Origin of the sequence: Streptomyces sp. NWU339 (genome assembly GCF_003143855.1) — a bacterium.
Lineage (GTDB): Bacteria > Actinomycetota > Actinomycetes > Streptomycetales > Streptomycetaceae > Streptomyces.
Window position 1 is genome coordinate 21575 of the sequence record NZ_QFRK01000025.1, and the last position, 23506, is coordinate 45080.

A 23506-nucleotide genomic window follows, 5' to 3' on the forward strand; every position below is an offset into this window, starting at 1 on the left:
ACCTCCCCGGCCGGTCGACCGAGGATCATCTGTCATGACGCCCGGACACAGAAGCACGGTCGACGGACTCCTGCGACGCAGCGCCCGGCGCACCCCGGCGCGTACCGCCCTCGAGTACGGCGATCGCACCTGGACCTACGACGCGCTCGACACCGCCGTCTCGGCGGCGGCGAGCGTCCTGCTGGCGGAGGGGCTGTCCGCCGGGGACCGGGTCGGCGCCTACGGCCACAACTCCGACGCCTATCTGATCGGCTTCCTCGCCTGCGCCCGCGCGGGCCTGGTGCACGTCCCGGTCAACCAGAACCTGACCGGCGACGACCTCGCCTACCTGATCGGCCAGTCCGGCAGCACACTCGTCCTCACCGACCCCGACCTCGCCGGACGGCTCCCGGACGGTGTACGGGCGCTGCCCCTGCGCGACGCCGACGGTTCGCTGCTCGACCTGCTGGCCGGGGCACCCGCGTACGACGGCCCCGAGCCGCGCTCCGAGGACCTGGTGCAGCTGCTGTACACCTCCGGCACCACCGCCCGGCCCAAGGGCGCGATGATGACGCACCGCGCACTGGTGCACGAGTACCTGAGCGCCATCACCGCCCTCGACCTCGGCGCGGGCGACCTCCCCGTGCACTCGCTCCCGCTCTACCACTCGGCGCAGATGCACGTCTTCCTGCTGCCCTACCTCGCGGTCGGCGCGACCAGCGTCATCCTCGACGCGCCCGACGGCGACCGGATCTTCGACCTGATCGAGGCGGGCCGCGCGGACAGCCTGTTCGCCCCGCCCACGGTCTGGATCGCCCTGTCCGGCCGCCCCGACTTCGCCACCCGCGACCTGAGCGGACTGCGCAAGGCGTACTACGGGGCGTCCGTCATGCCGGTGCCGGTCCTGGAGCGGCTGACGCGGCGGCTGCCGGACCTGGCGGTCTACAACTGCTTCGGACAGAGCGAGATCGGACCGCTGGCCACCGTCCTCGGCCCCGACGAGCACAAGGGGCGCATGGACTCCTGCGGGCGGCCCGTGCTGTTCGTGGACGCGCGGGTGGTCGACGAGGACGGCAAGGACGTGCCCGACGGGACACCCGGTGAGATCGTCTACCGGTCGCCGCAGCTGTGCGAGGGGTACTGGGACAAGCCCGAGGAGACCGCCGAGGCCTTCCGCGACGGCTGGTTCCACTCCGGGGACCTCGCGGTGCGCGACGCCCACGGCTACTTCACGATCGTCGACCGGGTGAAGGACGTCATCAATTCCGGTGGCGTCCTGGTCGCCTCACGGCAGGTCGAGGACGCGCTGTACACGCACGAGGCGGTCGCCGAGGCCGCCGTGATCGGCCTCCCCGACGAGCGCTGGGTGGAGGCCGTCACGGCGGTCGTCGTGGCGCGCGGCGAGACGACGGAGGAGGAACTGATCGCGCACGCGCGCGAACGGCTCTCGTCCTTCAAAGCGCCGAAGAGGGTCCTGTTCGTGGACGAACTGCCGCGCAACGCCAGTGGGAAGATCCTCAAACGGGAGCTGCGCCACCGCTTCACCGGATGAGCGTGGTCCGGCCCGCGCCGGCGTGGGCCGTGACCGGGGATGCCCGCTCAGCCGGTGGGGCCCGGCGCGGCGCCGCTGCCGCCCTGGGGCCCGTACGCCGTCATGAAGCGGTCCCGGAAGGTGTCCATGCCCCAACGGGGCGCGGTCGGGGCGGGTTTGAGGCCGTCGGTCCAGTTCCAATCGGCCACCCGGTCCAGGACCTCCGGGTCCTTGGCGACGATGCTGATCGGCACGTCCTTGCTGGTGCTCCCGGCGGTGACGGTCGGGACCGGCTGGTGGTCGCCGAGGAAGACCAGGACCGTGTCCTCGTCGCCGTACCGCTCCATCCACTCGATCAGGCTCCGCAGCGAGTACTCGATGGACTTGCGGTACTCGGTGCGTACCCTCTCCGGGTCCTGCCAGACCTCCTTGGGATCGGTGCCCTCCTTCTTGATCTGGTGGAACACGGAGCCGTCGCCGAGGTCGTCCCAGTCGATCATACGGGCATTGGGGGACCACGGGTTGTGGCTGGAGGCGAGGATGATCTCCGCCATGATCGGCTCGCGGTCCTTCCTGCCGTGCTCCAGGCGCTCGAAGGCCTCCATGCTGAACTGGTCGGGCACCGGCGTCCAGCTGAAGTACGGTCCCCGGTAGCCGAGGTGCTCGGAGTCGTAGATGTGGTCCAGGCCAAAGTACTTGCCCTCCGGCCAGGCCCGCCGCACCCCGGGCACGATGCCGACGGTGCGCCAGTCACCGGCCTTGCGGAAGTAGCTGGTGAGGGTCATGCGGTCGCTGGTGGTGAGGCTGCGGTAGCGCTGCTGGTTCTTGATCCACAGGCCGGACAGGAAGGTGGAGTGGGCGAGCCAGCTGCCCGCGCCCGTCACCGGTGACTCGAGCCATCCGCTGCGCGACTCGAAACCGGCGGCCTCCAGGGTGTCGGTGCCCTCCTTCAGTACCGCGTCGATCGGCTCCGCCATCGCCGGGTCGTCGATCGCGACCCGGCCGTAGCTCTCGATGAACGTGAACAGGACGTCCTTGCCGCGCAGTTCCGTGAACAGCTGGTCGGGCGGAGTGTCGGCGAAGGCGTCGGCCGCGGCCTGCTGTTTGAAGACCCGCCCGTCCTTGATGCCCGCGCGCATCTGCTCCACCCGGTTGCCCAGCATCTCCGCGGTGCCCTTGGTGGCCAGTGGGACGCCGGTGACCTGCACGCCCAGCGTGACGCAGGTGATCCACGCGACGCCGAGGACCAGCGTGGTGCGGACGGCGGCGGGACGGTGGCGCACCATCAGGTTCGTGATCCGCACCGCTGCCAGTGTCATCAGTGCCAGCAGGGTGATGAACAGGATGATCAGCCCGATCACGGCGAGGATCTGCCCGCCCCGGCCGAACGACTCCCGCACGAACTCCGCCGCGTGCTCGAACAGGATCCAGTCGAGCACCAGGTCGAACGGCCGGGCCAGTACCTGGTAGAAGCCCATGTCCACCATCTTCAGGACGGTGAGCAGCCCGAGGAGGACGCCCGAGACCACCGCGGTGATCCGCCGGGGTTTCGGCGGCAGCGCGAGCAGCAGGGTCGCCAGCAGGATTCCCTCGGCCGGGACACGGAGGAACGCCTCGAACGTGAGCCGCTCCACGCGGTTCGGCACGAGGAGGGCGAAGAGCAGGAGCGCCCCGGCCGTCACGGTCGTCCCGACCGTGACGCCGCGGGCCGCACGCGGGTGACGCCGGCGCAGGCGCTCCCACCGAGCGGGTGCCGTGCCCTCCGGCGCCTCCCCGGCGGCCTCGCCGGAGGCGGTGGGGCCGTCGTCCGGGTCCGCTCCGCTCCCGGTGGTGTCCGACAGCTGACGGGAGCGAGTGAAGAGCTGCACCCGGGGGTCCTTCCGTGCGGTACTGCGGTGGCATGGCAAACCGGGCCCGGTGGACGGGCCTGCCGCCATCAGTACGTTCGCACGTCACTCCGTGTTCAATCGCGCCCGCGTGGATTCGCCGGCCCGGATCCACGCGTCCGGACCCACCCGCCTGCCGCGACCCGGAAACGGACGACGACGTGGCCTGTCGGGGGCCGGAACCGGTCGCTAGGCTGGCCGCGGACGACGGAAATCGGGAGGAGCACGGACGTGGCCGACAGCACCACCCAGCAGCGACCGCTCACCGGCTGGGACAAGCCTGACCTGGACCTCAGCAACGCGCAGTGGCAGTCCAGCAGCCGAGGCCTGGGGGATGTCCAGATCGCCTTCGTGGAAGGCTTCATCGCCATGCGGAACAGTGGCCGCCCGCAGAGCCCTTCCCTGATCTTCACCCCGGCCGAGTGGGGCGCATTCGTGTCGGGAGCCCGGGAGGGGGAGTTCGACCTGACGTGAGCCGGGCGCGTACGCCCCGCCGCAGAGCGGAACGATCGTGGCGCCGGGTGTGGTCGCCGGTACTTCCGGACAGACGACCGGGGATACTCTTCCGGGACCGGGCCTGAGCCAGGCCGGCCCGGGAAGGTGCGGGTCGTGGTCCGGAAGTGAGGAAGCCCATGAGCACCCAGCCGGTCGTCGCGGCGGTCGACGGTTCGGACGACAGTCTGCGCGCCCTGGAGTGGGCCATCGACGCCGCGCGCCGGCGTGCGGCCCCGCTGAGGGTGGTGCACGTCCGTCAGTACGCCGCCTGGGGCCAGCCCGAGGTGCTGGCCGCCGGACCGCCCGCCCCCGCGGAGGACCCGGTCCTCGATCTGGTCCGTGCACGGCTGGCGGGACGGACCGGGCTCCCCGCCGTCGATTTCGTCGCCCTGGACGGGGCTCCCGGCGCCCTCCTCCCCGAACTCGGCGCCACCGCGCAGCTGCTGGTGCTCGGCTCCCGGGGCCGCGGAGGGTTCGCCAGTCTGCTGCTCGGCTCCAACTCCCTGGCCGCGGCCAGGGACGCCGAATGCCCCGTCGTCGTGGTGCCCCGGCCCGGGCGGGGGGCCGGGACCGGCACCGGCACGCCCGCCGGTACCGACACGGCCGGCCCGTTCGTGGTCGTCGGACTGAACGTCGACAGCCCCGACGAGGCCACCCTCGCTCACGCCTTCGACGAGGCCGCCCTGCGGGACATCCGGCTCCGGATCGTCGCCGCCTACCCGTGGCCCCCGCAGACCTGGATGCTGCCCGGGGAGATGCCGTCGCCGCAGATCGACCAGGGCGCCGTCGAGCACGAGTCCCGGACTCTCGCCCGCGGATGCCTCGCCCCGCACCGCGAACGGCACCCCGGAGTCGTCGCCGAGATCCTGGTACTGCCCGGTGATGCCGCCGGACACCTGGTCGCGGCCTCCGAGAACGCCGAGCTGGTCGTCGTGGGGCGCCACCGACGACGCCTGCTGGCACCGGCCCGCATGATGGGCTCCGTCACCCAGGCCGTCCTGCTGCACGCGGCCGGCCCCGTCGCGGTCGTCCCACCGGCTCCCCCCGAGGAGTAGCTCCCGGAGCGCGCCCGCCTCGGGGGGAGTGGCGGGCGTTGCCCGGCCGCCCGGCGGCGGGTGCGGGCACGTACCATTGCGGCATGTCGTTCCTCCGCCGCCGCAGCGCCACTCCCGCCGGGCCCGACTTCGACGTACTGGCCATGGACCCGGGCGACTGGCCCGGAAACCTGGGCGCCGGCCTGCTGCCCGCCCCCGACGGTACGTGCCAGGGCGTCTTCCTGCGCTACGACCTGTTCGGCGGTCGTGGCCCCGCCATGATCATCGGCAATCTGCCGGAGGGATCCGCGGCCCGTGAGGTCGCCGAGGGCGAGGTCCCCTTCGAGGTGGGACAGCTGCTGCTGGCGCTGGAGAACGAGGAGGAGGTGACCGTCGTCGGCACCGAGGACGTGCCCGTGATGCAGGGCGACAACCTGCTGATCGTGCGCCGCGTGAAGCTCTCCGAGAGCCGGATCTCCTGCGTGCAGTTCGACCGCAGCGACAACGTCCTGGTCACCATCGCCGCCTGGGACCGCCCCATCACCGACGACCTGTACGCCCTCCTCAAGCCGCTGCCCGCGGAACTGTTCCAGCAGGGCTGACCCGGACCGGCTGATTGGTTTCCGCCCCCCTTCCCGGCCCGGCCCCGTCCCCGGCCCGGGAACGGGACAGGACCGGTCGGTGCTACGAGGACTTCACCGTCACGTCCGCCGCCCGTACGAAGGCGATCCGGTGGCCGTACTGAATCTGGTAGTACGGGTCCTCGCCCCTGACCACCCGGTGCGAGGCCTCGTCGAAGGTCACCGCGTACAGATACTCGCCGGGCACCTTGCCCGCGGTGACGTACTCCTGGCCCTTCGGCAGCCTGTACGGCAGCGGGGACACCTTCTGCACGGGCACCTCCGCCGGGTAGGCGGCCTCCTCCGGGTAGGCGCGCCCGTACACCGGCACGGAGTCCAGACCCTTCCTCGGGGTCACGACCCGGCCCGCGGCGGGCACTGCGGTGGGCCGCTCCTGAGGGTTCCTGAACCAGGCCTTCTGCCCCAGGTACCAGATGGCGGTCCAGTCGCCCCACCGGTCGGCCACCGCGTACTGCTGGCCGGTCGACACCCGTGAGGACAGGTCGTTCACCCCGGTCGTCGGGGCCGAACCCAGGGAGCTGTCCCTGATCAGGGGGGACTTCTCGTCGTGGTCGGAGTACAGGCGCACCGCGCTGGACCCGTGCGCCGCGCACGGCTCGCCGGCGCTCCCGCAGCCCGTGAACACCGGGCTGTGGGTGGCGTAGTCGGGACGGATCGTCACCAGTGCGCCGTCCTCGCCGGCGGTGGCCTCGAAGGGACGGCCCAGCAGCGCGAAGTAGTGCGCCCAGTCCCAGTAGGGCCCGGGGTCGGTGTGCATGCCGGACACGGCCTCCGTGGTCGGACCGGGCACGGTGTCGTGGCCCAGGATGTGCTGCCGGTCCAGGGGGATGTCGTACTTCTCGGCGAGATACCGCACCAGACGGGCCGAGGAACGGTACATCGCCTCGGTGTACCAGGCGTCGGGCTTCGCCAGGAAGCCCTCGTGCTCCAGCCCGATCGACCCGGCGTTGACGTACCAGTTGCCCGCGTGCCAGGTGATGTCCTTGGCCTTCACATGCTGGGCGATGTGACCGTCGGTCGAGCGCAGACTGTAGTTCCACGACACATAGGTGGGATCCCGCACCATGTCGAGAACACCCTCCCAGGCGCCCTCGGTGTCATGGACGACGATGTACCGGATGGGCTGCGAGACAGGTCGGTTCCCCAGGTCGTGGTTGCCGTAGTCGCCGTCCCCGAACTCCTCGTACGGTGCCGGGACCCACTCGCAGGACACCGTCTCGGGACACTCCGTCGCGGCGGTGGAGGCGGTACGCAGACCGGTGCGGGCCAGCGCGGACCGGTCCGGCGCGAGGTCCGCACGGGCGGCCAGGACGACCTCTTGTCCCGCGTCCGTGACGCGCCGCGCACCGGCGCGGATCACCTCGTAGACGTCGTTCGCGTACGCCGCCGCCGACGCCGTGTCGTCCGCCCCGGAGAAACGGGCCACCGCGCCGTACCAGTCGGCCGGGTCCTCGCTCGGCGGCTCGCCCAGCTCCCGCTGGGCCTCGGCCAGCAGCGCGGCGCCGCCCGCCACATTCGCGGCCGGGTCCTCACGCAGCCGCGCGGCGCTGAGCCCGGTCAGCCCGGACGCCCTCGGCAGGGTGGCCAGACGGTCCGGGACCGCGCCGGTGCGCGGTGGCCGCGCGTCGGAGCGCAGTGCCTCGGCACGCCGTTTCCTGGGCCGCAGCGCGGGGCGGGCGTCGTCACCCCGGGGATCCTCCGTCCCCTCGTCGTGATGCGGCGTCGCCGCGGCCAGCGCGGTACGGGCGTCCGTGAGGTGCATCGGGCCGTAGCCGCCGGTCACACTCGGCGCTCCGTCGTGCGTGTCCCAGCGGGACTGGAGGTAGGAGACGCCCAGCAGCACGCTCCGCGGCACCTCGTACGCGGCGGCCGCGGCACTGAACGCCTGCTGCAGCCGGGTCGCGTCCGGTGGGGTCGGGTCCGGGCGGGCCCCGGACGGTGCCGCGCCGAGCAGCGGCAGCGTGAGCGCAGCCGCGACCAGGGCACCGGTGGTGCGGTGGGAACGGCGATGCCCGGCCGCCGCACGGCCGGGTTCGGTGGGGGGAGATCCTCGCAACACAGTCTCCTGGGGACGATCGGTCGGGACGAACCGTGCGGGGGCGGCGGTCGGATGGTGCTACCGACGTGCCGATGATCCGTCAATCATGCCCAGAAAGAGCGGAATTCCCCGGCAATCCGGGCCGCGGGTCGTGGCGGAGAGCCAGTGCCGCGACGCGGTCGAAGCGCGGGGAACGTGCGGGGACATGTGAGAGGTCCGCGGCGCTCCCCTTCGGGAAGACACCGCGGACCTCTCACGCACCCCGGTCAGCGAGTGCCTACCGCCGCGCGCACGGCCCGGCGGGCCATCTGGCAGTCGTCGTGCAGGCGCCGCAGCAGCAGCCGCTGCTCCTCACCGGACGGCAGAACGCCCTGCTGGGCAGGGCCCGGTCCCACCGGGCCCACCTCGCGCATCGAACGCTGCACGGCCGTCTCGTAGGTACGGATCTCACGCGTCAGCACCAGCATCAGGTTCACCAGGAACGCGTCGCGTGAGGCAGGGCCCGCCGACTGCGCGATCTGGCTGATCTGCCGCCGGGCCGTCGGCGCGTCCCCGAGCACCGCCCACAGGGTCGCCAGGTCGTAGCCCGGCAGGTACCAGCCCGCGTGTTCCCAGTCCACCAGCACTGGACCGGCCGGTGAGATCAGGATGTTGGAGAGCAGCGCGTCGCCGTGACAGAACTGGCCCATGCCGTGACGCCCGGCCGCGTGCGCGATGCCGTGCAGCAGTTTCTGCAGATCGCCCATGTCCCGGTCGGTGAGCAGGCCCAGCTCGTGATAGCGGGCGATCCGCGCCGCGTAGTCCAGCGGGGCGTCGAAGGTACCGGCCGGCGGGCGCCACGCGTTCAGTCGGCAGATCGCGCCGAGTGCCGCCTTGATGTCCGCTCGCGGCGGTGCCTCCGCCGGGTGCCGCTGGAGCGCCGCCACCCGGCCGGGCATCCGCTCGATCACCAGGGTGCAGTTGTCCGGGTCCGCCGCGATCAGCCGGGGCGCCCGCACGGGTGGGCGATGCCGGACGAACGAGCGGTACGCCGCTATCTCGTGCCGGAACCGCTCGGACCAGACGGGGGAGTGATCCGTTAAGCACTTGGCCACCGCGGTGCTCCGGCCGGTCGTCCCGACCAGGAGGATGGACCGGCCGCTGCGGCGCAGCACCTGCACCGGTGCGAACTCCGGACAGATACGGTGCACCGACGCGATCGCCGTGCGTAACTGGGCGCCCTGGGGCCCGGACAGGTCGAGCCTGCCGCTGAGCGGCTGGGGGCCGGCGCCCGGAGCGCGCCGCACCTTGCCCGGGCCCGGCACGGTGGCCGCCGGGCGCGCGGGGGCGAGGTAGGGGCCGTTGTCCGACGGACGCGGACGCAGTGGCCTGGGCGGTGCGGACACGGAGGACGATGCTGCGTACATGGGCGATACAGATCCCTTCGTGTGCCTGCGACGTCATCGCGCCACCCGGCCCGGTCGCCCAGGCGCACCCTGGGGAATGCCCCCGGCGGAGACCGGGTCGTGGTGGCGCGTTCCTACTCGACACCCGATGCCCCCTGGCACACCATCTGGCGAACCCTGGCGAACCCTGGCGAATAGTCGCCCGGCAACTCGCACGGGGCTACTGTCAACTCAGCCGAGAACCTGGGGGCTTGACGTGAGCGGACAACCCAACACCCGGCTCTCGGACCTGTTCGGCCTGGCCGGCTGGTCCAAGGGCGAACTCGCGAGGCTGGTCAACCGGCAGGCGGCGGCCATGGGCCACCCCCAGCTGGCGACCGACACCTCCCGGGTGCGGCGGTGGATCGACATGGGAGAGATCCCGCGCGATCCCGTGCCGCGGGTGCTGGCGGCCCTGTTCACCGAGCGTCTCGGCCGTGTCGTGACCATCGAGGATCTCGGTCTGGTCCGGCACGGGCGTACGGGGAAACGGCCACGCGGCGGGAGTGCGGAACATCCCGACGGAGTGCCGTGGGCGCCCGAGCGGACAGCCGAGGTCCTCACCGAATTCACGGGAATGGACCTCATGCTCAACCGACGCGGCTTGGTGGGCGCGGGCGCCGCGCTCTCCGCCGGCTCCGCACTCAGCAGCGCCATGCACGACTGGCTGCACACCGATCCGGCACTGACCACCGACGCTCCCCGAATCGACCATCCGCTGCACGCCGACTCCGTCGGGTTCGACCGCTACGAGGCCGCTCCCATCGGGTCTCAGGAGATCGAGGAACTCGAGCGCTCCGTGGAGGTGTTCCGCGCCTGGGACGCCGCCCGGGGCGGCGGCCTCCAGCGCAAGGCGGTGGTCGGCCAGCTCAACGAGGTGGGCGGCATGCTCGCCTACCACCACCCACCCCACCTCCAGCGGCGCCTGTGGGGCGTCGCCGCCAACCTCGCCGTCCTGGCGGGCTGGATGTCGCACGACGTCGGCCTGGAACCCACGGCCCAGAAGTACTTCGTCATCGCGGCGCACGCCGCCAGAGAGGGAGGTGACCGGCCGCGCGCGGGTGAGGCGCTGTCCCGTGCGGCCCGCCAGATGGTGCACCTGGGCCGGCCCGACGACGCCCTGGACCTGCTGAAGCTCGCCCAGTCCGGGTCGGGCGGGGAGTTGCTGCCGCGCACCCGCGCGATGTTCCACACCATCGAGGCCTGGGCACAGGCGTCCATGGGCAAAGGGCAGGCGATGCGTCGCACACTGGGCCGGGCCGAGGACCTGTTCGTCTCCGACCGGGGGGCCGATCTGGAGCAGCCGGACTGGATGCAGACCTTCAAGGACGAGGATCTGTACGGCATGCAGGCCCTGGCCTACCGCACCCTGGCCGAGTTCGAGCCGGGCGCGGCCGCGCACGCCCAGCACTACGCGGAGAAGGCGCTGTCCCTGCGCGTCGACGGCCGGGAACGGTCGAAGATCTTCGACCATCTCTCCATGGCCTCCGCCTGCTTCATCGCGGACGACCCCGAGCAGGCCGACCGGTACGCGCGTCTCGCGCTGATGTCGATGGGCTCCAACTCCTCGCGCCGCACTTGGGACCGGCTGCGCCAGATGTACCGGCTCACCGCCGAGTACTCCTCGTACCCGAGGATCCAGGTACTGCGGGAGGAGATCAGGCAGGCCCTGCCGAGGCCCAGGGGGAAGGGCGGCAACAGCGCACCGGCATAACGGAGTTGCGGAGGATCTTCCTACGAGGTCACGCGGGCGACCAGCACGCAGGCCTCCTCCTCGCGCGCGGTGTCGCCGAACTCCCGCAGAACGACCGGCAGGCAGTCCCGCGCGGTGCGGTCCCCGGTGAACTGCGGGGCCAGCCTGAGGAGGTGCGGGACGGTGGCGGTCCCGGCCCGCCCGGGTACCGGCCCGCCGGTGTGCAGCACCAGCACATCGCCGACTTCGAGGGTCTCCTCGGCCTGCCCGTAGCAGGGGGCCGGGGAGGCACCGAGCCGACCGCCCTCCGGGGCGTCCAGGGCGCGCCCCGTCCCGCCGCGGAACAGCAGCGGGACGGGGCGTCCGGCCCGCGCCCACACCAGCGAGCGGGTGTCGGGCCGGTAGTACATACAGAGGCCACTGCCGAGGGCCGGTTGCCCGGTGGCGTCGAGTAACCGGTCGAGGCAGGCCAGCAGCGGACCCGGTGCGGTGCCGGCCATCGCCATGCCGCGCATCGCGCCGAGCAGCATCGTCATGCCCGACGACGGGCCGGCGACCTGCCCGGTCAGCTCGCCGACGCTGAGCAGGGCGGTGCCGTCGGGCAGTTCGAGGGTGTCGTACCAGGTGCCCCCGGTCGGTGCTCCGGCAGGCGACGGGAGGTGCCGGGCGGCGAGGTCCAGGGTTCGCGGGCCCCGGTGAGGGAGGGGCAGGGAGCCGTGCCACGGGGACGGCACGGATTCCTGCGGCTCGATCGCGGGCCGGTGCCCGGTTCGCGCCGCGGCCTGTCGCTGGTGGTGCAGCGATGCACGGGTCTCGCTGACCGCCCGTCGGCAGCGGCGCAGTTCGCTGACGTCCCGCAGCACGGCCCACATCGAGGCGGTGCTGCCGTCGGCCCCGAGGACCGGTTCGCCCATCATGTGCACCGTCCGGGCGCTGCCGTCGGGACGCAGCAGCCGGAACTCCCCGTCGATGGGCCGGGCGTCGACGAGACAGCCCGTGACCATCGCGGTGAGCTTCGGCCGGTCCTCGTCGTGCACGAGGGACGGCAGTTCGTCGAGGGTGAGCGGGGGAGCGGCCGGGTCGCGGTCCAGGATGCGGTACAGCTCCCCGGACCAACTGGCCTCGTCCGTCAGCAGGTTCCACTCGGCGCTGCCGACCCGACTGAGCAGGGAGTCGTGCCGGGGCGGTGCGGCGGGCCCGGACCCGGCCGGCGCCGGTAAGGGCGGGGGGCCGTCCCGCAGCTGGGCCAGGTGCTCGTCCAGGTCGTTGAGCTGGTGCAGCGCCAGGTCGTACAGTGCGCGTTGCCAGCGGTCCTTCGGGTCCGAGGCGTCGGCCGCGGTGTCGCGCCGTACGGCGTCCACGTCGCCCCTGAGCCGCCGGGTCTGCGAGATGAGCGCGTCGACCGGGCCGCGTCCTGGCGGCTGGGCGGCTGAGCGGTCCGCGGAGAGGTGGGGCGGCATGACGCACTCCGATGTGGGACGGTTCGGGCCAGAGGCGGGCGGAGGGACCGTTACGACTGTGGCACAGCGCGCCACGCCCTGTAAGGGATTCGGCAAGACGCCCCAAGGTCATGTCGATGGCATATGCCACCGTCTTCGTGGAGTTACCCGGAGGTAGGTGCCGGATGCCCGTCGGTCGGAACAACTCCGTTGGTGCGCAGGTTACTTGAGGGTGCGTTCAGTGCCCGCCCGTCGCCCGCTCGCCTGTTCGATGGACGGGCGTCCGTCCGTACTCAGTACCGCAGCACGCCCGCGATCCGGTCCGCGCTCCCCAGTGTTCCGTCCGGGACGAAGCGGACCTCGGCGCCGGTCTCCAGGCACTGCTCGACGATCTCGTCCACGATGTCCTCGCGGGCGTCCAGGTCGCCGGTCTCGGCGAGGACCAGATGCTCACCCATGTCGCGCACCGTCACCCGGAAGTTCTCCTCGACGGCCAGCAGCCGGACCCGGCCGTCCCGGGCGTTCTGCCACAGCTCGTCGACGCCGCCCGCGAACTCCTTGCGTCCGCGGGCCGTCTCCAGGGCCCGGACGACCTCCTCGGTGCTCTTGCGCGCTTCGCTCTCGAGTACCGGACGCAGGGCCTGCCACACCGCGTCGGGCGTGCCGTGCGCGAGCCCGCCGTGCTGGACGTGCACCGCCTCCCGGGCCACGCCGCCCACCTCGCCCAGCAGGGACAGTGCGGCCGGCTCGCCGGTGACGTACAGAGGCCGGGGGTGCTCGCGCAGCACCGCGCGCATCGCGGTGTCGGTCTCGCGCAGGAACCGGCGGGTGCCCTCGTCCCGGTAGGAGCTCGGCTGGTCGCCGACCTGCTCCAGGCGCTCGGGGTCGAAGTTCTCCATGCTCCGGACCAGCGGGAAGGCGCCGAGGTGCTCCTCGGTGACCCGGTCCACGCCGCCGCTCCACAGCGTGGCCCGGTCGGGGGCGAGCGACAGCGCCCAGAAGGGGCGCTCCGCCGTGTGGGCGGACACCAGGTTGCGGGTCAGGAAGGTGTCCGAGAGCACCACACGCTCCGGTACGGAACGGGCGAGCGACCACACCTGGTGCTCACCCGGGGCGGCGAAGATGACCAGTCCGTCCTCGGCGTGCGCCAGATCGACCTCGGCCAGCGCCCGGTCGAGCTGCAGGGCGACCTCGCTGCGCCGGTCCCGGGTGACCGCGGGATCGGCCTCCAGCTGTTTCTTGGCCTCGGCCACCACGTTGCGCAGCCGCACCGGATCCTGGGCGTTGAGGGGCTCGCGCCGGTGTGTCGGCGTCAGCACCGACACCGCGGGGTAGGGGCGCGGGCGACGAAGCTCGGCAAGGGTCGCGGGACTCAGATCGTGCTCCATGAAAGCACCATAGAGCGGATTCACCGAGAGGGCATTTGGAGCAATCCCGCCGTCGTCGCCCCGCGAGCGGACTCACTCACGAAAGTCCTCCTCGGAACCGCACGAGCTGCCGCTGGAGGGCAACGAACCGTAGAGCAGGAAGTCGTCGACCTTGCGGTGCACGCAGTCGGACGATCCGTAGCCGGTGTGGCCCTCACCCCGGTTGTCCAGCACCACCGCCGAGGAGCCGAGCCGCTCGGCCGTCTCCACCGTCCACCGGTACGGCGTGGCCGGGTCGCCCCGCGTGCCGACCAGCAGCATCTTCGGAGTGTCGACGTTCTTGACCTCCTCGCGGATGTAGTCGGTCCCCTTGGGCCGGCCGTGGCACATCAGCACCTGGGCGAGCCGGTAGCGGCCGAAGACCGGTGAGGCCTTCTCGTAGGCGGCGCGCAGCCGGGAGAGGTCCCGGGTCACCTGCTCGGCGGCCGGACGGTCCGGGTCGTCCGCGCAGTTCACCGCCATCAGTGCGGCGGGGAGGTTGTCCAGGGGGACGTCCTCCTCGTCGACGAGCGGGTCGTTCTCCCGCTGCGGCGCGGGGAGCGTCACCCCGCCGGTGGCGAAGGCCTCCACCCCGCGCGTCTCCCCGTCCTCCATCAGCTGCGAGAGTGCCCGTTGCAGCAACGGCCACATTTCCCTGCTGTAGAGGCCCTGCGCCATGGCGCCCGCGAGGTCCTGGCCGGTGAACTCGTGGCCGAGGCCCGTCGGTACCGGGTTCTCGTCGAGCGAGGCGACCAGCTTCACGGCCAACTCCCTTGCCCCGCGCGGGTCACGGCCGAACGGGCAGGCAAGGTCCTTTGTGCACCAGGTCAGGAAGTGCTCGAGTGCGAGCTGCTGCCCCCTGACGCTCGCCAGCCCTTGTTCGGCCAGTGGTTCGGTCAGGGTGTCCACCCCGTCCAGTACCAACCGGCCCACCCTCTCGGGGAACTGGGCAGCGTACACCGAGGCCAGCCGGGTTCCGTAGGAGAACCCCAGGTAGTTGAGCTTCTTGTTGCCGAGTACCTCGCGCAGCACGTCCAGGTCCCGTGCGACGTTCACGGTGCCGATGTGCGGGAGCACCGGGCCCGAGTGCGCGGCGCACTCGGCGGCCACCTCGCGCAACCGGGTGAGTACTTCCCGCGGATCGGACATGTCCTCGCCGCCGGTCGCCTTCAGCGCCTGACCGGTGGCCTGGGTGCCGCAGCTGACCGGTGAGGAGCGGCCGACACCGCGAGGGTCGAAGGACACCACGTCGTACTCGTCGGTGAGACCCATGAACTCCTTGCCGGCATGGGCGAGTCCGAGGACGCCCGAACCGCCCGGCCCGCCGAAGTTCAGCACCACCGAGCCGCGCGGGTCGCCGGTGCCCCGGTAGCGGGCGAGGGCCAGGTCGAGGGAGCCCTTGTCGGGCTCGGCGTAGTCGACGGGGACGGTGATCTTCCCGCACTGCAGGTCCTTGGGCATGTCCGTGCTCTTGCACGCCGACCACTTGATCTTCTGGTCGTAGAACCGGTCGAGGTCCCCGTCCGCGGCAACGGCGGCCGGGAGACCCGCGCTCAGCAGGGCCAGTCCGACTGCTCCGGTGACCACGCGGCGCCGGACCGGGGGTCGCGTTGACAGCTTGGCCAGCATCGATGCCTCCAGGGACGCCCCAGAGCGGACCGGATCCGGCGCCCTCGATCACCATAAGGGGGCTGCGGAGGCCCCGCCTGTCGGCCGGACGGCCCTGTACGGTGGCGGGCCCGGAGCTTTCGGGGTTCGTCATCACGGGGGCGGCGCTCCTCCTGGGCGGAGTCGCCCTGTACCGCCGCAGCCGCCGGCCCCCCTTCCCGGCTGAAGGCCGGGAAGGGGGGCCGGGAAAGACGGGGCCCCGCCGCTCAGCCGCGGGCGCTGTGGAACCTCCTGTGCAATTCCCGCACCGCCTCCGTCAGTTCGGGAACCGGGCCGTCCACGGTCACGCCCGGTGCGATCTCGCCGACGGGCAGTGGCCGCACCGGTGGGGCGGGCACTGCCAGCTCGGCGAGCCAGGTCAGCAGCTGTGCAGAGGAGGCGACGTAGACGATCCGGCCGAGGCCCACCCAGGCATGCGCCGCCGCACACATCGGACAGTGCTCGCCGGAGGTGTACACCGTGGCGGCGGCCCGTTCCTCGGGCGTCATGTGGGCGGCCGACCAGCGCGCCAGCTCGAACTCGGGGTGCCGGGTGCGGTCCCCGGCGGCCGTCCGGTTGCGGTCCTCGGCGAGCACCGACCCGTCGCCGGCCACCAGGACCGAACCGAACGGATCGTCCCCGGCGTCCAGCGCCTCGGTCGCCAGCTCGACACAGCGACGCAGGTGGGGCAGTTCGGAATCCTCGACAGTCACGGGCGCCGCCCTTCTCACGACTACGGCTCGATCAACAGTCACGGCAACCTTAGGCTCACGCGATCACGGACGCGAAGCCGGTGTGCCGGCGCCCCGTAAACCCGTTGCCCGAACGTCGGAACGGTGCTGGAGTGAGCGGCATGGATCACGCCGCGGTACTCGCCCTGTTCGACCGTGACCTGCGCGAAGGAGCGCGGCCCGACGGCCCCGGAGCCCGCGTCGAGCGCACCGGCCACGTGGTGCGGCAGACCGCCCCGCGGCACGGCTGGAACGGCGTCGTCTGGTCCGCCCTGGACGACACGGACGCGGACGCGGCGATCGCCGGACAGATCGCCCACTTCACCGGGCTGGGCCGTGAGTTCGAGTGGAAGCTGTACGGCCATGATCTGCCGGTGGACCTCGGGCAGCGGCTCGTGGCGTCCGGGTTCACGCCCGGACCGGAGGAGACGCTGATGGTCGGCGAGATCGCCGAGCTGCTCCTCGACACCCGGCAGGCTGCGCTGCCCGAGGGTGTCCGCGTCGTCCCCGTCACCGACCGGGCCGGTGTCGATCTCATGGCCGAGGTGCACGAGAAGGCCTTCCACGCCGACGCGTTCTGGCTGCGCCACCAATTGCTCGCCCGGCTCGCCGCCGGACCCGACACCGTTATTGCGGTGGTGGCCCTGGCCGGCCGGGAGCCGGTGAGCGCGGCCCGGATGGAAAACGTGCCGGGCACCCGGTTCGCCGGGCTCTGGGGCGGCGGCACCGTCGAGACCTGGCGGGGCAGGGGCGTCTACCGTGCGCTGGTGGCCCACCGGGCCCGCGTCGCCGCCGAGCGCGGCTGCCGTTACCTCCAGGTCGACGCGTCCGGGCAGAGCCGTCCGATCCTCGAGCGCCTGGGCTTCGTCCCGCTCGGCACGACGACACCGTACGTGTACGTCCCGTAGGGCCGCCCGGCTCCCGGGTTCTCCCTGCGGTCCCCGGCCCGGGGCCTTCGCCGGGAGGACGGACGGGTCCGGCGGGCCGCACCCCTGCGGTGCTTCCCGCCGGACCCGTCCTGCGCCCGTACGCCGTCCCGGGCCGCCGCACCGCCCAGTCAGCGCGGGGCTTTCGCACGGTCCAGCGCGGCCACCCCGAGTGCGGCGAGGCCGATCTGGATGAGCCACTCGATCCAGTCGACGCCCTTGGTGTCGGCCACCCCGATCGCCGCGGCGATCGCCGAGCCGATCAGCGCGGCGACGATGCCGACGAGGATCGTCCACAGCACCCCGATGCGCTGACGCCCGGGAACCACGAGCCGGCCCAGGACGCCGATGACTATGCCGATGACGATGGCACTGATGATGCCGCCGATCTCCATTTCGCCCCTCCTTCTCGGAACCCCGCTGAAGGACTTGTGCCCGCGCTCGGCGGCGGCAGTCACCCGCGCCGGGGACGGCCGGTACGGACAGGGCGGGGCCCGGCCTGCGGGGGACGCGGACCGGGCCCCGCCCTCGCGGTTCCCTTTCCGGCCGCGATCAGGTCCTGGGGGCGTTCCTGGCCGCCGTGGCGACGCACATGACGCCGAGCAGCAGGGTCAGCGCGCCGATGACGACGTTGTTCCAGATGACGCCGGCGTCCGGACCGGTGCCGACGATCCACGGCGAGATGATCATCCACACGCCGAGGGCGCACATGGCTCCGCTGAGGCCGTACATGCGCGCCGGAGCTGCGGCGAACCCGAGGCCGAGCAGGCCGATCGCGATGCCGACGATCAGGTTGTGGGGCACGAGCGCGGGCTGGCTCGTCGTGTAGTGGAGTATCCAGGGGGACACCGCGCAGTAGAGGCCGAGCAGGAACACCGGTCCGTCGACCAGCACCACATCACGACCGCCGAGCACGCGGTCGTACCGTGCCCGCATTTCTGAAGCATCGGGGTGGCTGGTGATGTCACCGCGGGGATGCGAGACGTTGGCCATGAGTCGCCTCCTTCGACTAGCGGGCCTGACCGCTTATGGGCGATATGCGGCAAGCCTCGCTTGGGGTCATTCTGCCCTTATTTATCCTTTATGTGTAGAGGTCGGGGAGGGGTGGCCGCCCGCTCTGTCCCGTCCGCCTCCGCACCGCGGGCCCGGCGCCGATGCCGCCGCCCGGTCGCCGGGCCCGGCGCGCGAAGGCGCCGTGCAGGGCTCGGGCCGCCAGCGGTGCAGACTCCGCCCTGCGCCTTCGCAGCATGAGCAGCACCCGCCCACCGGGCCGACGAAACCGGCGTCAGCTTGCGCTTGCGCACCGCCCGCGCTCCGGCGTCGTGGTCCAGGCCGTCACGGCCGCGCGCCTTCAGGCCGCGGGAGGCGGTCGGGTGCCCGGACGGGCACCCGACCGCCGCAACACCCGCTCATCGGCGGTGGTGAGCTGCTTGAGCCGGGTACGGACGGCCGCGCCCGAGGGGTCCGGTGCGGCGAACAGTGCCGCAAGCTCCCGCAGGCCACTCACCCCGCACCCCCGATCGGCTGTGAAGACCCCCCCGCCTCACCCGACGATGACCACCTGCCGGAGGTCGCGCATTCGACAGGCGGACTTCCGTTCTCGCTTCGGATGCGGAGCCTTCCGGCCTCACCTCCGTGCTCACTCATTCACGCCAGGGCGCATTCACGCGCAGTCGAAGACCGGCAGTTCCCAACCCCTTCCAGGAGGGTGCGGAGCCCGCGGTCTCCGACCAAGTTCCCTTTGCATAGCAGGAGTTGACGCATGATGGGGGCGAAGGGTCTGGCCGGTCCACCGCTTGACTGGTACAGACCAATGCGGTTAAGTGTGCCTGACCCCCCCCACCACGGCCGCCCCCACACCGTGGCCGGCTCCGCCGGCGCGCGTGCGGCGACGGTTTGCTCAGGCATGTCCCCGCCCGGGAGCGGCCGTGTCCCGCAGAGGAGTTGATCCCTTGTCGAGACGCCGCATGTCCGCCGTGCTGGCCGCAGTCGTCATCGCCGGCAGCGCACCGGTGCTGCTTCCCGCCGCGACCGCTTCCGCCGCGACCGCTTCCGCCGCTCCCGCGTCGGCCGCCGCCGCGTGCTCCAGCTATCCGAACTGGGTGGCCGGGCAGTGGTACAACGCCGGTGACATCGTCCGCTACACCGACGGCCGCGCCTACATCGCCGAGCACGCCAACCCGGGCTACGACCCGATCATCAGTACCTGGTACTGGGAGCCGTACTCCTGTGACAACGGCCCCGGAACACCGGTCGGGAACTTCGTCGTGACCGAGGCGCAGTTCAACCAGATGTTCCCGAACCGGAACTCTTTCTACACCTACAGCGGGCTGAAGGCGGCCCTGAGCGCCTACCCCGGCTTCGCCAACACGGGCAGCGACACGGTGAAGAAGCAGGAGGCCGCCGCCTTCCTGGCCAACGTCAGCCACGAGACCGGCGGTCTGGTGCACGTGGTCGAGCAGAACACGGCCAACTACTCGCACTACTGCGACTGGGGGCAGCCGTACGGCTGCCCGGCCGGTCAGTCCGGTTACTACGGGCGCGGGCCGATCCAGCTGAGCTGGAACTTCAACTACAAGGCCGCGGGCGACGCGCTCGGCATCGATCTGCTGAACAACCCCTGGCTGGTGCAGAACGACGCGTCCGTCGCCTGGAAGACGGCCCTGTGGTACTGGAACACCCAGTCCGGTCCCGGCAGCATGACGGGGCACAACGCCATGGTCAACCAGGCCGGTTTCGGCCAGACGATCCGCAGCATCAACGGCTCCCTGGAGTGCGACGGCCGCAACCCGGCGCAGGTGCAGAGCAGGGTGACCACGTATCAGCGGTTCACTCAGATCCTCGGGACGTCACCCGGCGGCAACCTGTACTGCTGACGCGGGACCGCGGGGCATGGTGTCATGCTCCTGACCATCCGTGACCTGGCCGCGTGCCCTCGCGCACGCGGCCATCCTTCGGACGAAGGGCACCCACCATGCGCACCCCCCACGCCCTGCTCGCCCCGGCCGTCACGACCGCCGCGCTGGTCGCGGCGGTCGTGACGCCGACGCCCGCGGCGGGGGCCGACGCGGTCCCACCGCCCGGCACCACCCACTACGTGCAGAGCGCCGCCACCGGACTCAACGCGGCCGACAGCGCCGGAGCGGTCGAGCAGCACCGGCCGCGCGGCAACGAGGACCGCCAGCAGTGGACGCTGCGGGTGAACGGTGCCTCGTACCTCCTGGAGAACACCGACACCCCCGGCAGCTGCCTCGGCCGTGGCGGCGACCTGGCCAGGACCGTTCCCTGCGCGAGCGCGGACGCCGCCTGGGAGATCACTCCCGTCGGTGCCGACCGGTACACCCTCGGCGTCCCCGGCACCGACCGTCGCCTCACCGTCGCCCCCAGACCCGCGGGGGCCGACCACCCCGCCCGACTCGCCGTCGCCGGCGGCTCCGGGGACCTCGCCCACTGGTATCTCACCCCGGTCGCTCCCGCCACCCGGCCCATGCCGCCCCAGGACACCCGCACCCTGGACCAGGTCACCTTCCTCACCTCGCACAACGCGTACGCCAACGGGGTCGACGGCGGCTTCGCCCCGCCGTTCGTCAACCTCTTCCCCAACCAGACGCGCGGCATCGAACGCCAACTCGCCGACGGTGTACGCGGATTCATGCTGGACATCCACCAGACCCCGGACGGCGCGATCCTCTGCCACAACAGCTGCACCCTGGTCAGCAGGCCCGTCGCGCTGTGGGTGGACCTCCAGCGCATGGTGGACTTCCTCAAGGCCTACCCCGACCAGGTCGTCACCGTGTTCCTCGAGGACTACGTCGACCCGGGCGTACTGCGCGCCGAACTCGCCCGCGTCACCGGCCTGTCGGACGTCCTCCACCGGCCGGACCGCACCGGGGTGCGCGAGAACGGCTGGCCGACGATGGCGGAGCTGACCGCCACCGGGAAGCGGCTGCTGATCTTCAGCGACCACAGCCGCTCCGCCGACCAGGCCGCGGGACTGACCCGGGACAGCTTCGGCGTCATGTACCAGCGGGAGTGGACCGTCGAGAACCACTGGTCCATGGGTTCCGGAGTCGGCACCTCCGACTGGTCCTGCTACAGCCGCTGGTACGACGCCGGCACCGGCATCCCGCTCACCCGCACCGAGCCGGGCTTCCGGCCCCTCTTCGTCATGGACCACTTCCGGGACACCCCGATCGCGAACACGGCCGGCACGGACAACGCCAAACTCGCCGACCGCGCCCGCCGGTTCTGCCAGCCGGCCGCCCGCAAGAAGCCCAACTTCCTCGCCGTGGACCGCTACGACCTCGGTGACCCGGCAGCGGCCGTCGCGGCCCTCAACGCGTACACGTACCCGTAGCCCCGTGCGGGTCCGGCACCGCGAGGCGCCCTACACCAGCCAGATCCCGTCCCGCATGAGATGCCGCTTCGGCATTTCGCGTACCTCGTGCCATGCCTGCACCGCCCGGGGGCGTACCCGGAAGAACGCGTAGACGGCCCGGTCCGCACGCGGATCCCAGCCGGTCTTCTCCCGGAACGCCTCCGCCGCCACCCGCGGCACCTCCCGCGCGTCGTACGTCTCCACCTCGCCGTCGATCAGGACGACGTCCCGCGTGTCGCCGAACGCCAGCCGGGTCCGGCCGCCCTCCCGCAGATTGCGGCCGGTGGGGTTGGCCGGCCGGGTCGCCAGCCAAACGGCCTCGCCGTCCCACACGAACCACAGCGGCACCAGGCAGGGCAGTCCCTCGGCATCCGTCGAGGCCACCCATATGTCCATCTCCCGCTCCAGCCGGTCCAGGACATCCCTTCTGCGCTGCTCCCGACTCCGCTGCGGTAACTCGGTGATCTTCATACACGGACGGTAGCCGGGCGACCCGCCCGGGCGCTTCGGTCTTCCGTCGTAGGCCCTCGGGACCAGGTCCGGGGCGCCGCCGGGAGCGGGACTGGCGCGCATTGACGTTTTACGTATAACCTCTGCGATCGATCCCACCCCGCCGGGTGACTCCGCACTTCACCACAGAACCACTGAGGAACGCATCGCCCATGACCACGTCCCGCCTCGACACCGCCACCCTCCGCCGGCTGCCCAAGGCCGTACTGCACGACCACCTCGACGGCGCCCTGCGCCCCGCCACCCTGGTGGAGCTGGCGGACACGGTCGGCCACACCCTGCCCACCACCGACGCCGACGAGCTCGCCGCCTGGTACGTCGAGGCCGCCGGCTCCGGTGACCTGGTGCGTTACATAGCCACCTTCGAGCACACCCTCGCCGTCATGCAGAGCCGCGAGGGCCTGCTGCGCACCGCCGAGGAGTACGTGCTCGACCTCGCCGCCGACGGTGTCGTCTACGGCGAGGTCCGCTACGCCCCCGAGCTGATGACCAAGGGCGGGCTGACCCTGCCCGAGGTGGTCGAGGCCGTGCAGGAGGGGCTCGCCGCCGGCATGGCCAAGGCCGCCGCCGGGGGGACGCCGGTGCGGGTCGGGACGCTGCTGTGCGGCATGCGGATGTTCGACCGGACGCGGGAGATCGCCGATCTGGTGGTGGCGTTCCGGGACGCGGGCGTCGTCGGCTTCGACATCGCCGGCGCCGAGGACGGCTTCCCCGCCGCCGACCACCTGGACGCCTTCGAGCACCTGCGCCGCGAGAGCGTGCCGTTCACCATCCACGCCGGCGAGGCCCACGGCCTGCCCAGCATCCACCAGGCCCTCCAGGTGTGCGGCGCGCAGCGTCTCGGCCACGGTGTGCGGATCACCGAGGACATCCCCGACCTCGCGGCCGGCAAGCTCGGCCGACTCGCGGGCTGGGTCCGTGACCGCCGGGTCGCGCTGGAGATGTGCCCCACCTCCAACATCCAGACCGGCGCCGCCGACTCGATCGCCACGCACCCCATCACCGCGCTGAAGGACCTCGGCTTCCGGGTCACCCTCAACACCGACAACCGGCTGGTGTCCGGCACCACCATGACCCGCGAGATGTCCCTGCTGGTGGAGCAGGCGGGATGGACGGCCCGGGACCTGCGGACCGTCACGGTCAACGCCGTCAAGAGCGCGTTCCTCCCGTTCGACGAGCGCAACGCCCTCCTGAGGGACGTGGTGCTGCCCGGCTACGAGTCCGTGCTCTGAAGGAGCCCGCGCACATAGGCCGCCTGTCCGGCGTGCTGGAGGTCGTCGGACAGGACGCTGACCAGCCGCACCCCGAGGCTCACCGGTGGGTCCCAGCGCTCGTCCACGATGCGCTCCAGGTCCTTGGCCCGCAGTGCGCGCAGCGCCTCCAGGCTCTGCGCGTGCACCGCGTCGTGATAGCCGGTCAGCAGGTCGGCCGAGTCGACCCGCACCTCGGCGACCCGCGCCGGGGTGTGGCCGTACCCGGTGTCACGGCGGGGCAGACCGAGCGCGAACCGCTTCTCGAAGTCCTGGGCGAGCCACACCTGGTCGAGCCCGAAGGCGTCCGCGACGTGGTCGTCCTGGATCCGGGTGAGGTGCCAGACCAGCCAGGCGATGGAGTTGGTGCCGGGCGCGGGCCGGGCGTTGAGGACGTCGGGGCCGAGCCCGGCCACCGCGGCGTGGACTTCTTCGCGGATCCTGCCGAAGCCGTCGATGAGGATGTCCTTGGCATGCATGGGTCCACCCTCGCGCATC

20 protein-coding genes are annotated in these 23506 nt (G+C 72.0%); 9 read left to right on the top strand and 11 right to left on the bottom strand.

Translation table 11 applies throughout. The annotated features are described in order from the left end of the window. Positions 1 to 34 precede the first annotated feature (34 nt). Positions 35 to 1531: an acyl-CoA synthetase gene (locus DIZ27_RS26135; RefSeq protein WP_109380899.1), complete on the top strand. Its 1497-nt coding sequence runs from the start codon at positions 35 to 37 to the stop codon at positions 1529 to 1531. 47 nt (positions 1532 to 1578) lie between these two features. On the opposite strand, the gene DIZ27_RS26140 is transcribed toward DIZ27_RS26135, so the two are convergent. Then, positions 1579 to 3378 carry a sulfatase gene (locus DIZ27_RS26140; RefSeq protein WP_109380900.1) on the bottom strand — a complete coding sequence of 600 codons (1800 nt, stop codon included), beginning with the start codon at positions 3376 to 3378 and terminating at the stop codon, positions 1579 to 1581. A 249-nt stretch (positions 3379 to 3627) separates the two neighbouring features. On the opposite strand from DIZ27_RS26140, the gene DIZ27_RS26145 reads away from it, so the two are divergent. From DIZ27_RS26145 to DIZ27_RS26155, 3 genes are all read left to right on the top strand, one after another. Further along, positions 3628 to 3870 carry a DUF397 domain-containing protein gene (locus DIZ27_RS26145; RefSeq protein ID WP_109380901.1) on the top strand — a complete coding sequence of 81 codons (243 nt, stop codon included), beginning with the start codon at positions 3628 to 3630 and terminating at the stop codon, positions 3868 to 3870. 158 nt (positions 3871 to 4028) lie between these two features. Continuing rightward, entirely contained in the window at positions 4029 to 4946 is a 918-nt protein-coding gene (locus DIZ27_RS26150; RefSeq protein ID WP_109380902.1) for a universal stress protein, read from the top strand. 83 nt (positions 4947 to 5029) lie between these two features. Beyond that, positions 5030 to 5527 carry a hypothetical protein gene (locus DIZ27_RS26155; RefSeq protein ID WP_109380903.1) on the top strand — a complete coding sequence of 166 codons (498 nt, stop codon included), beginning with the start codon at positions 5030 to 5032 and terminating at the stop codon, positions 5525 to 5527. Between the two features lie 82 nt (positions 5528 to 5609). Here the strand turns inward: DIZ27_RS26155 and DIZ27_RS26160 are convergent, their stop codons facing one another. Together DIZ27_RS26160 and DIZ27_RS26165 are read right to left on the bottom strand one after the other, a co-directional pair. Then, positions 5610 to 7622 carry an N-acetylmuramoyl-L-alanine amidase gene (locus DIZ27_RS26160; protein WP_109380904.1) on the bottom strand — a complete coding sequence of 671 codons (2013 nt, stop codon included), beginning with the start codon at positions 7620 to 7622 and terminating at the stop codon, positions 5610 to 5612. Positions 7623 to 7870: 248 nt separating this feature from the next. Further along, positions 7871 to 9010 carry an aminoglycoside phosphotransferase family protein gene (locus tag DIZ27_RS26165; RefSeq protein WP_109380905.1) on the bottom strand — a complete coding sequence of 380 codons (1140 nt, stop codon included), beginning with the start codon at positions 9008 to 9010 and terminating at the stop codon, positions 7871 to 7873. 235 nt (positions 9011 to 9245) lie between these two features. On the opposite strand from DIZ27_RS26165, the gene DIZ27_RS26170 reads away from it, so the two are divergent. After that, positions 9246 to 10742, top strand: a complete 1497-nt coding sequence (locus DIZ27_RS26170; protein ID WP_109380906.1) for a hypothetical protein — start codon at positions 9246 to 9248, stop codon at positions 10740 to 10742. A gap of 20 nt (positions 10743 to 10762) precedes the next feature. Here the strand turns inward: DIZ27_RS26170 and DIZ27_RS26175 are convergent, their stop codons facing one another. From DIZ27_RS26175 to DIZ27_RS26190, 4 genes are all read right to left on the bottom strand, one after another. After that, complete coding sequence (locus tag DIZ27_RS26175; protein WP_109380907.1) at positions 10763 to 12181, bottom strand: PP2C family protein-serine/threonine phosphatase; 1419 nt, start codon at positions 12179 to 12181, stop codon at positions 10763 to 10765. A gap of 272 nt (positions 12182 to 12453) precedes the next feature. Beyond that, a complete protein-coding gene (locus DIZ27_RS26180; protein WP_109380908.1) occupies positions 12454 to 13548 on the bottom strand; it encodes a chemotaxis protein in 1095 nt (364 codons plus the stop codon). A 72-nt stretch (positions 13549 to 13620) separates the two neighbouring features. Then, on the bottom strand, positions 13621 to 15195 hold the full coding sequence (locus DIZ27_RS26185; protein ID WP_109380909.1) for an alpha/beta hydrolase: 1575 nt from the start codon (positions 15193 to 15195) through the stop codon (positions 13621 to 13623). A gap of 245 nt (positions 15196 to 15440) precedes the next feature. Continuing rightward, a complete protein-coding gene (locus DIZ27_RS26190; RefSeq protein WP_109380910.1) occupies positions 15441 to 15926 on the bottom strand; it encodes a nucleoside deaminase in 486 nt (161 codons plus the stop codon). A gap of 140 nt (positions 15927 to 16066) precedes the next feature. Between DIZ27_RS26190 and DIZ27_RS26195 the strand changes: the two genes are divergently transcribed. Further along, a complete protein-coding gene (locus DIZ27_RS26195; protein WP_109380911.1) occupies positions 16067 to 16852 on the top strand; it encodes a GNAT family N-acetyltransferase in 786 nt (261 codons plus the stop codon). A 149-nt stretch (positions 16853 to 17001) separates the two neighbouring features. On the opposite strand, the gene DIZ27_RS26200 is transcribed toward DIZ27_RS26195, so the two are convergent. Next, the gene (locus DIZ27_RS26200) at positions 17002 to 17265 is read right to left on the bottom strand and encodes a GlsB/YeaQ/YmgE family stress response membrane protein (RefSeq protein WP_109380912.1); all 264 of its coding nucleotides are present in this window, start codon (positions 17263 to 17265) and stop codon (positions 17002 to 17004) included. Positions 17266 to 17422: 157 nt separating this feature from the next. Then, entirely contained in the window at positions 17423 to 17863 is a 441-nt protein-coding gene (locus DIZ27_RS26205; protein ID WP_109380913.1) for an SPW repeat protein, read from the bottom strand. A 959-nt stretch (positions 17864 to 18822) separates the two neighbouring features. On the opposite strand from DIZ27_RS26205, the gene DIZ27_RS26220 reads away from it, so the two are divergent. Continuing rightward, a complete protein-coding gene (locus DIZ27_RS26220; RefSeq protein WP_109380914.1) occupies positions 18823 to 19746 on the top strand; it encodes a glycoside hydrolase family 19 protein in 924 nt (307 codons plus the stop codon). A 98-nt stretch (positions 19747 to 19844) separates the two neighbouring features. Beyond that, on the top strand, positions 19845 to 21227 hold the full coding sequence (locus tag DIZ27_RS26225; protein ID WP_109380915.1) for a PI-PLC domain-containing protein: 1383 nt from the start codon (positions 19845 to 19847) through the stop codon (positions 21225 to 21227). 30 nt (positions 21228 to 21257) lie between these two features. On the opposite strand, the gene DIZ27_RS26230 is transcribed toward DIZ27_RS26225, so the two are convergent. After that, positions 21258 to 21719: a pyridoxamine 5'-phosphate oxidase family protein gene (locus DIZ27_RS26230; RefSeq protein ID WP_109380916.1), complete on the bottom strand. Its 462-nt coding sequence runs from the start codon at positions 21717 to 21719 to the stop codon at positions 21258 to 21260. A 191-nt stretch (positions 21720 to 21910) separates the two neighbouring features. Here DIZ27_RS26230 and DIZ27_RS26235 point away from each other — a divergent pair, with 191 nt between their 5' ends. Continuing rightward, positions 21911 to 22990 carry an adenosine deaminase gene (locus tag DIZ27_RS26235; protein WP_109380917.1) on the top strand — a complete coding sequence of 360 codons (1080 nt, stop codon included), beginning with the start codon at positions 21911 to 21913 and terminating at the stop codon, positions 22988 to 22990. Here the strand turns inward: DIZ27_RS26235 and DIZ27_RS26240 are convergent. Then, positions 22972 to 23487, bottom strand: coding sequence for a DinB family protein (locus DIZ27_RS26240; protein WP_109380974.1), 516 nt, complete (start codon positions 23485 to 23487; stop codon positions 22972 to 22974). The genes DIZ27_RS26235 and DIZ27_RS26240 overlap by 19 nt on opposite strands. Between the last annotated feature and the right edge of the window lie 19 nt (positions 23488 to 23506).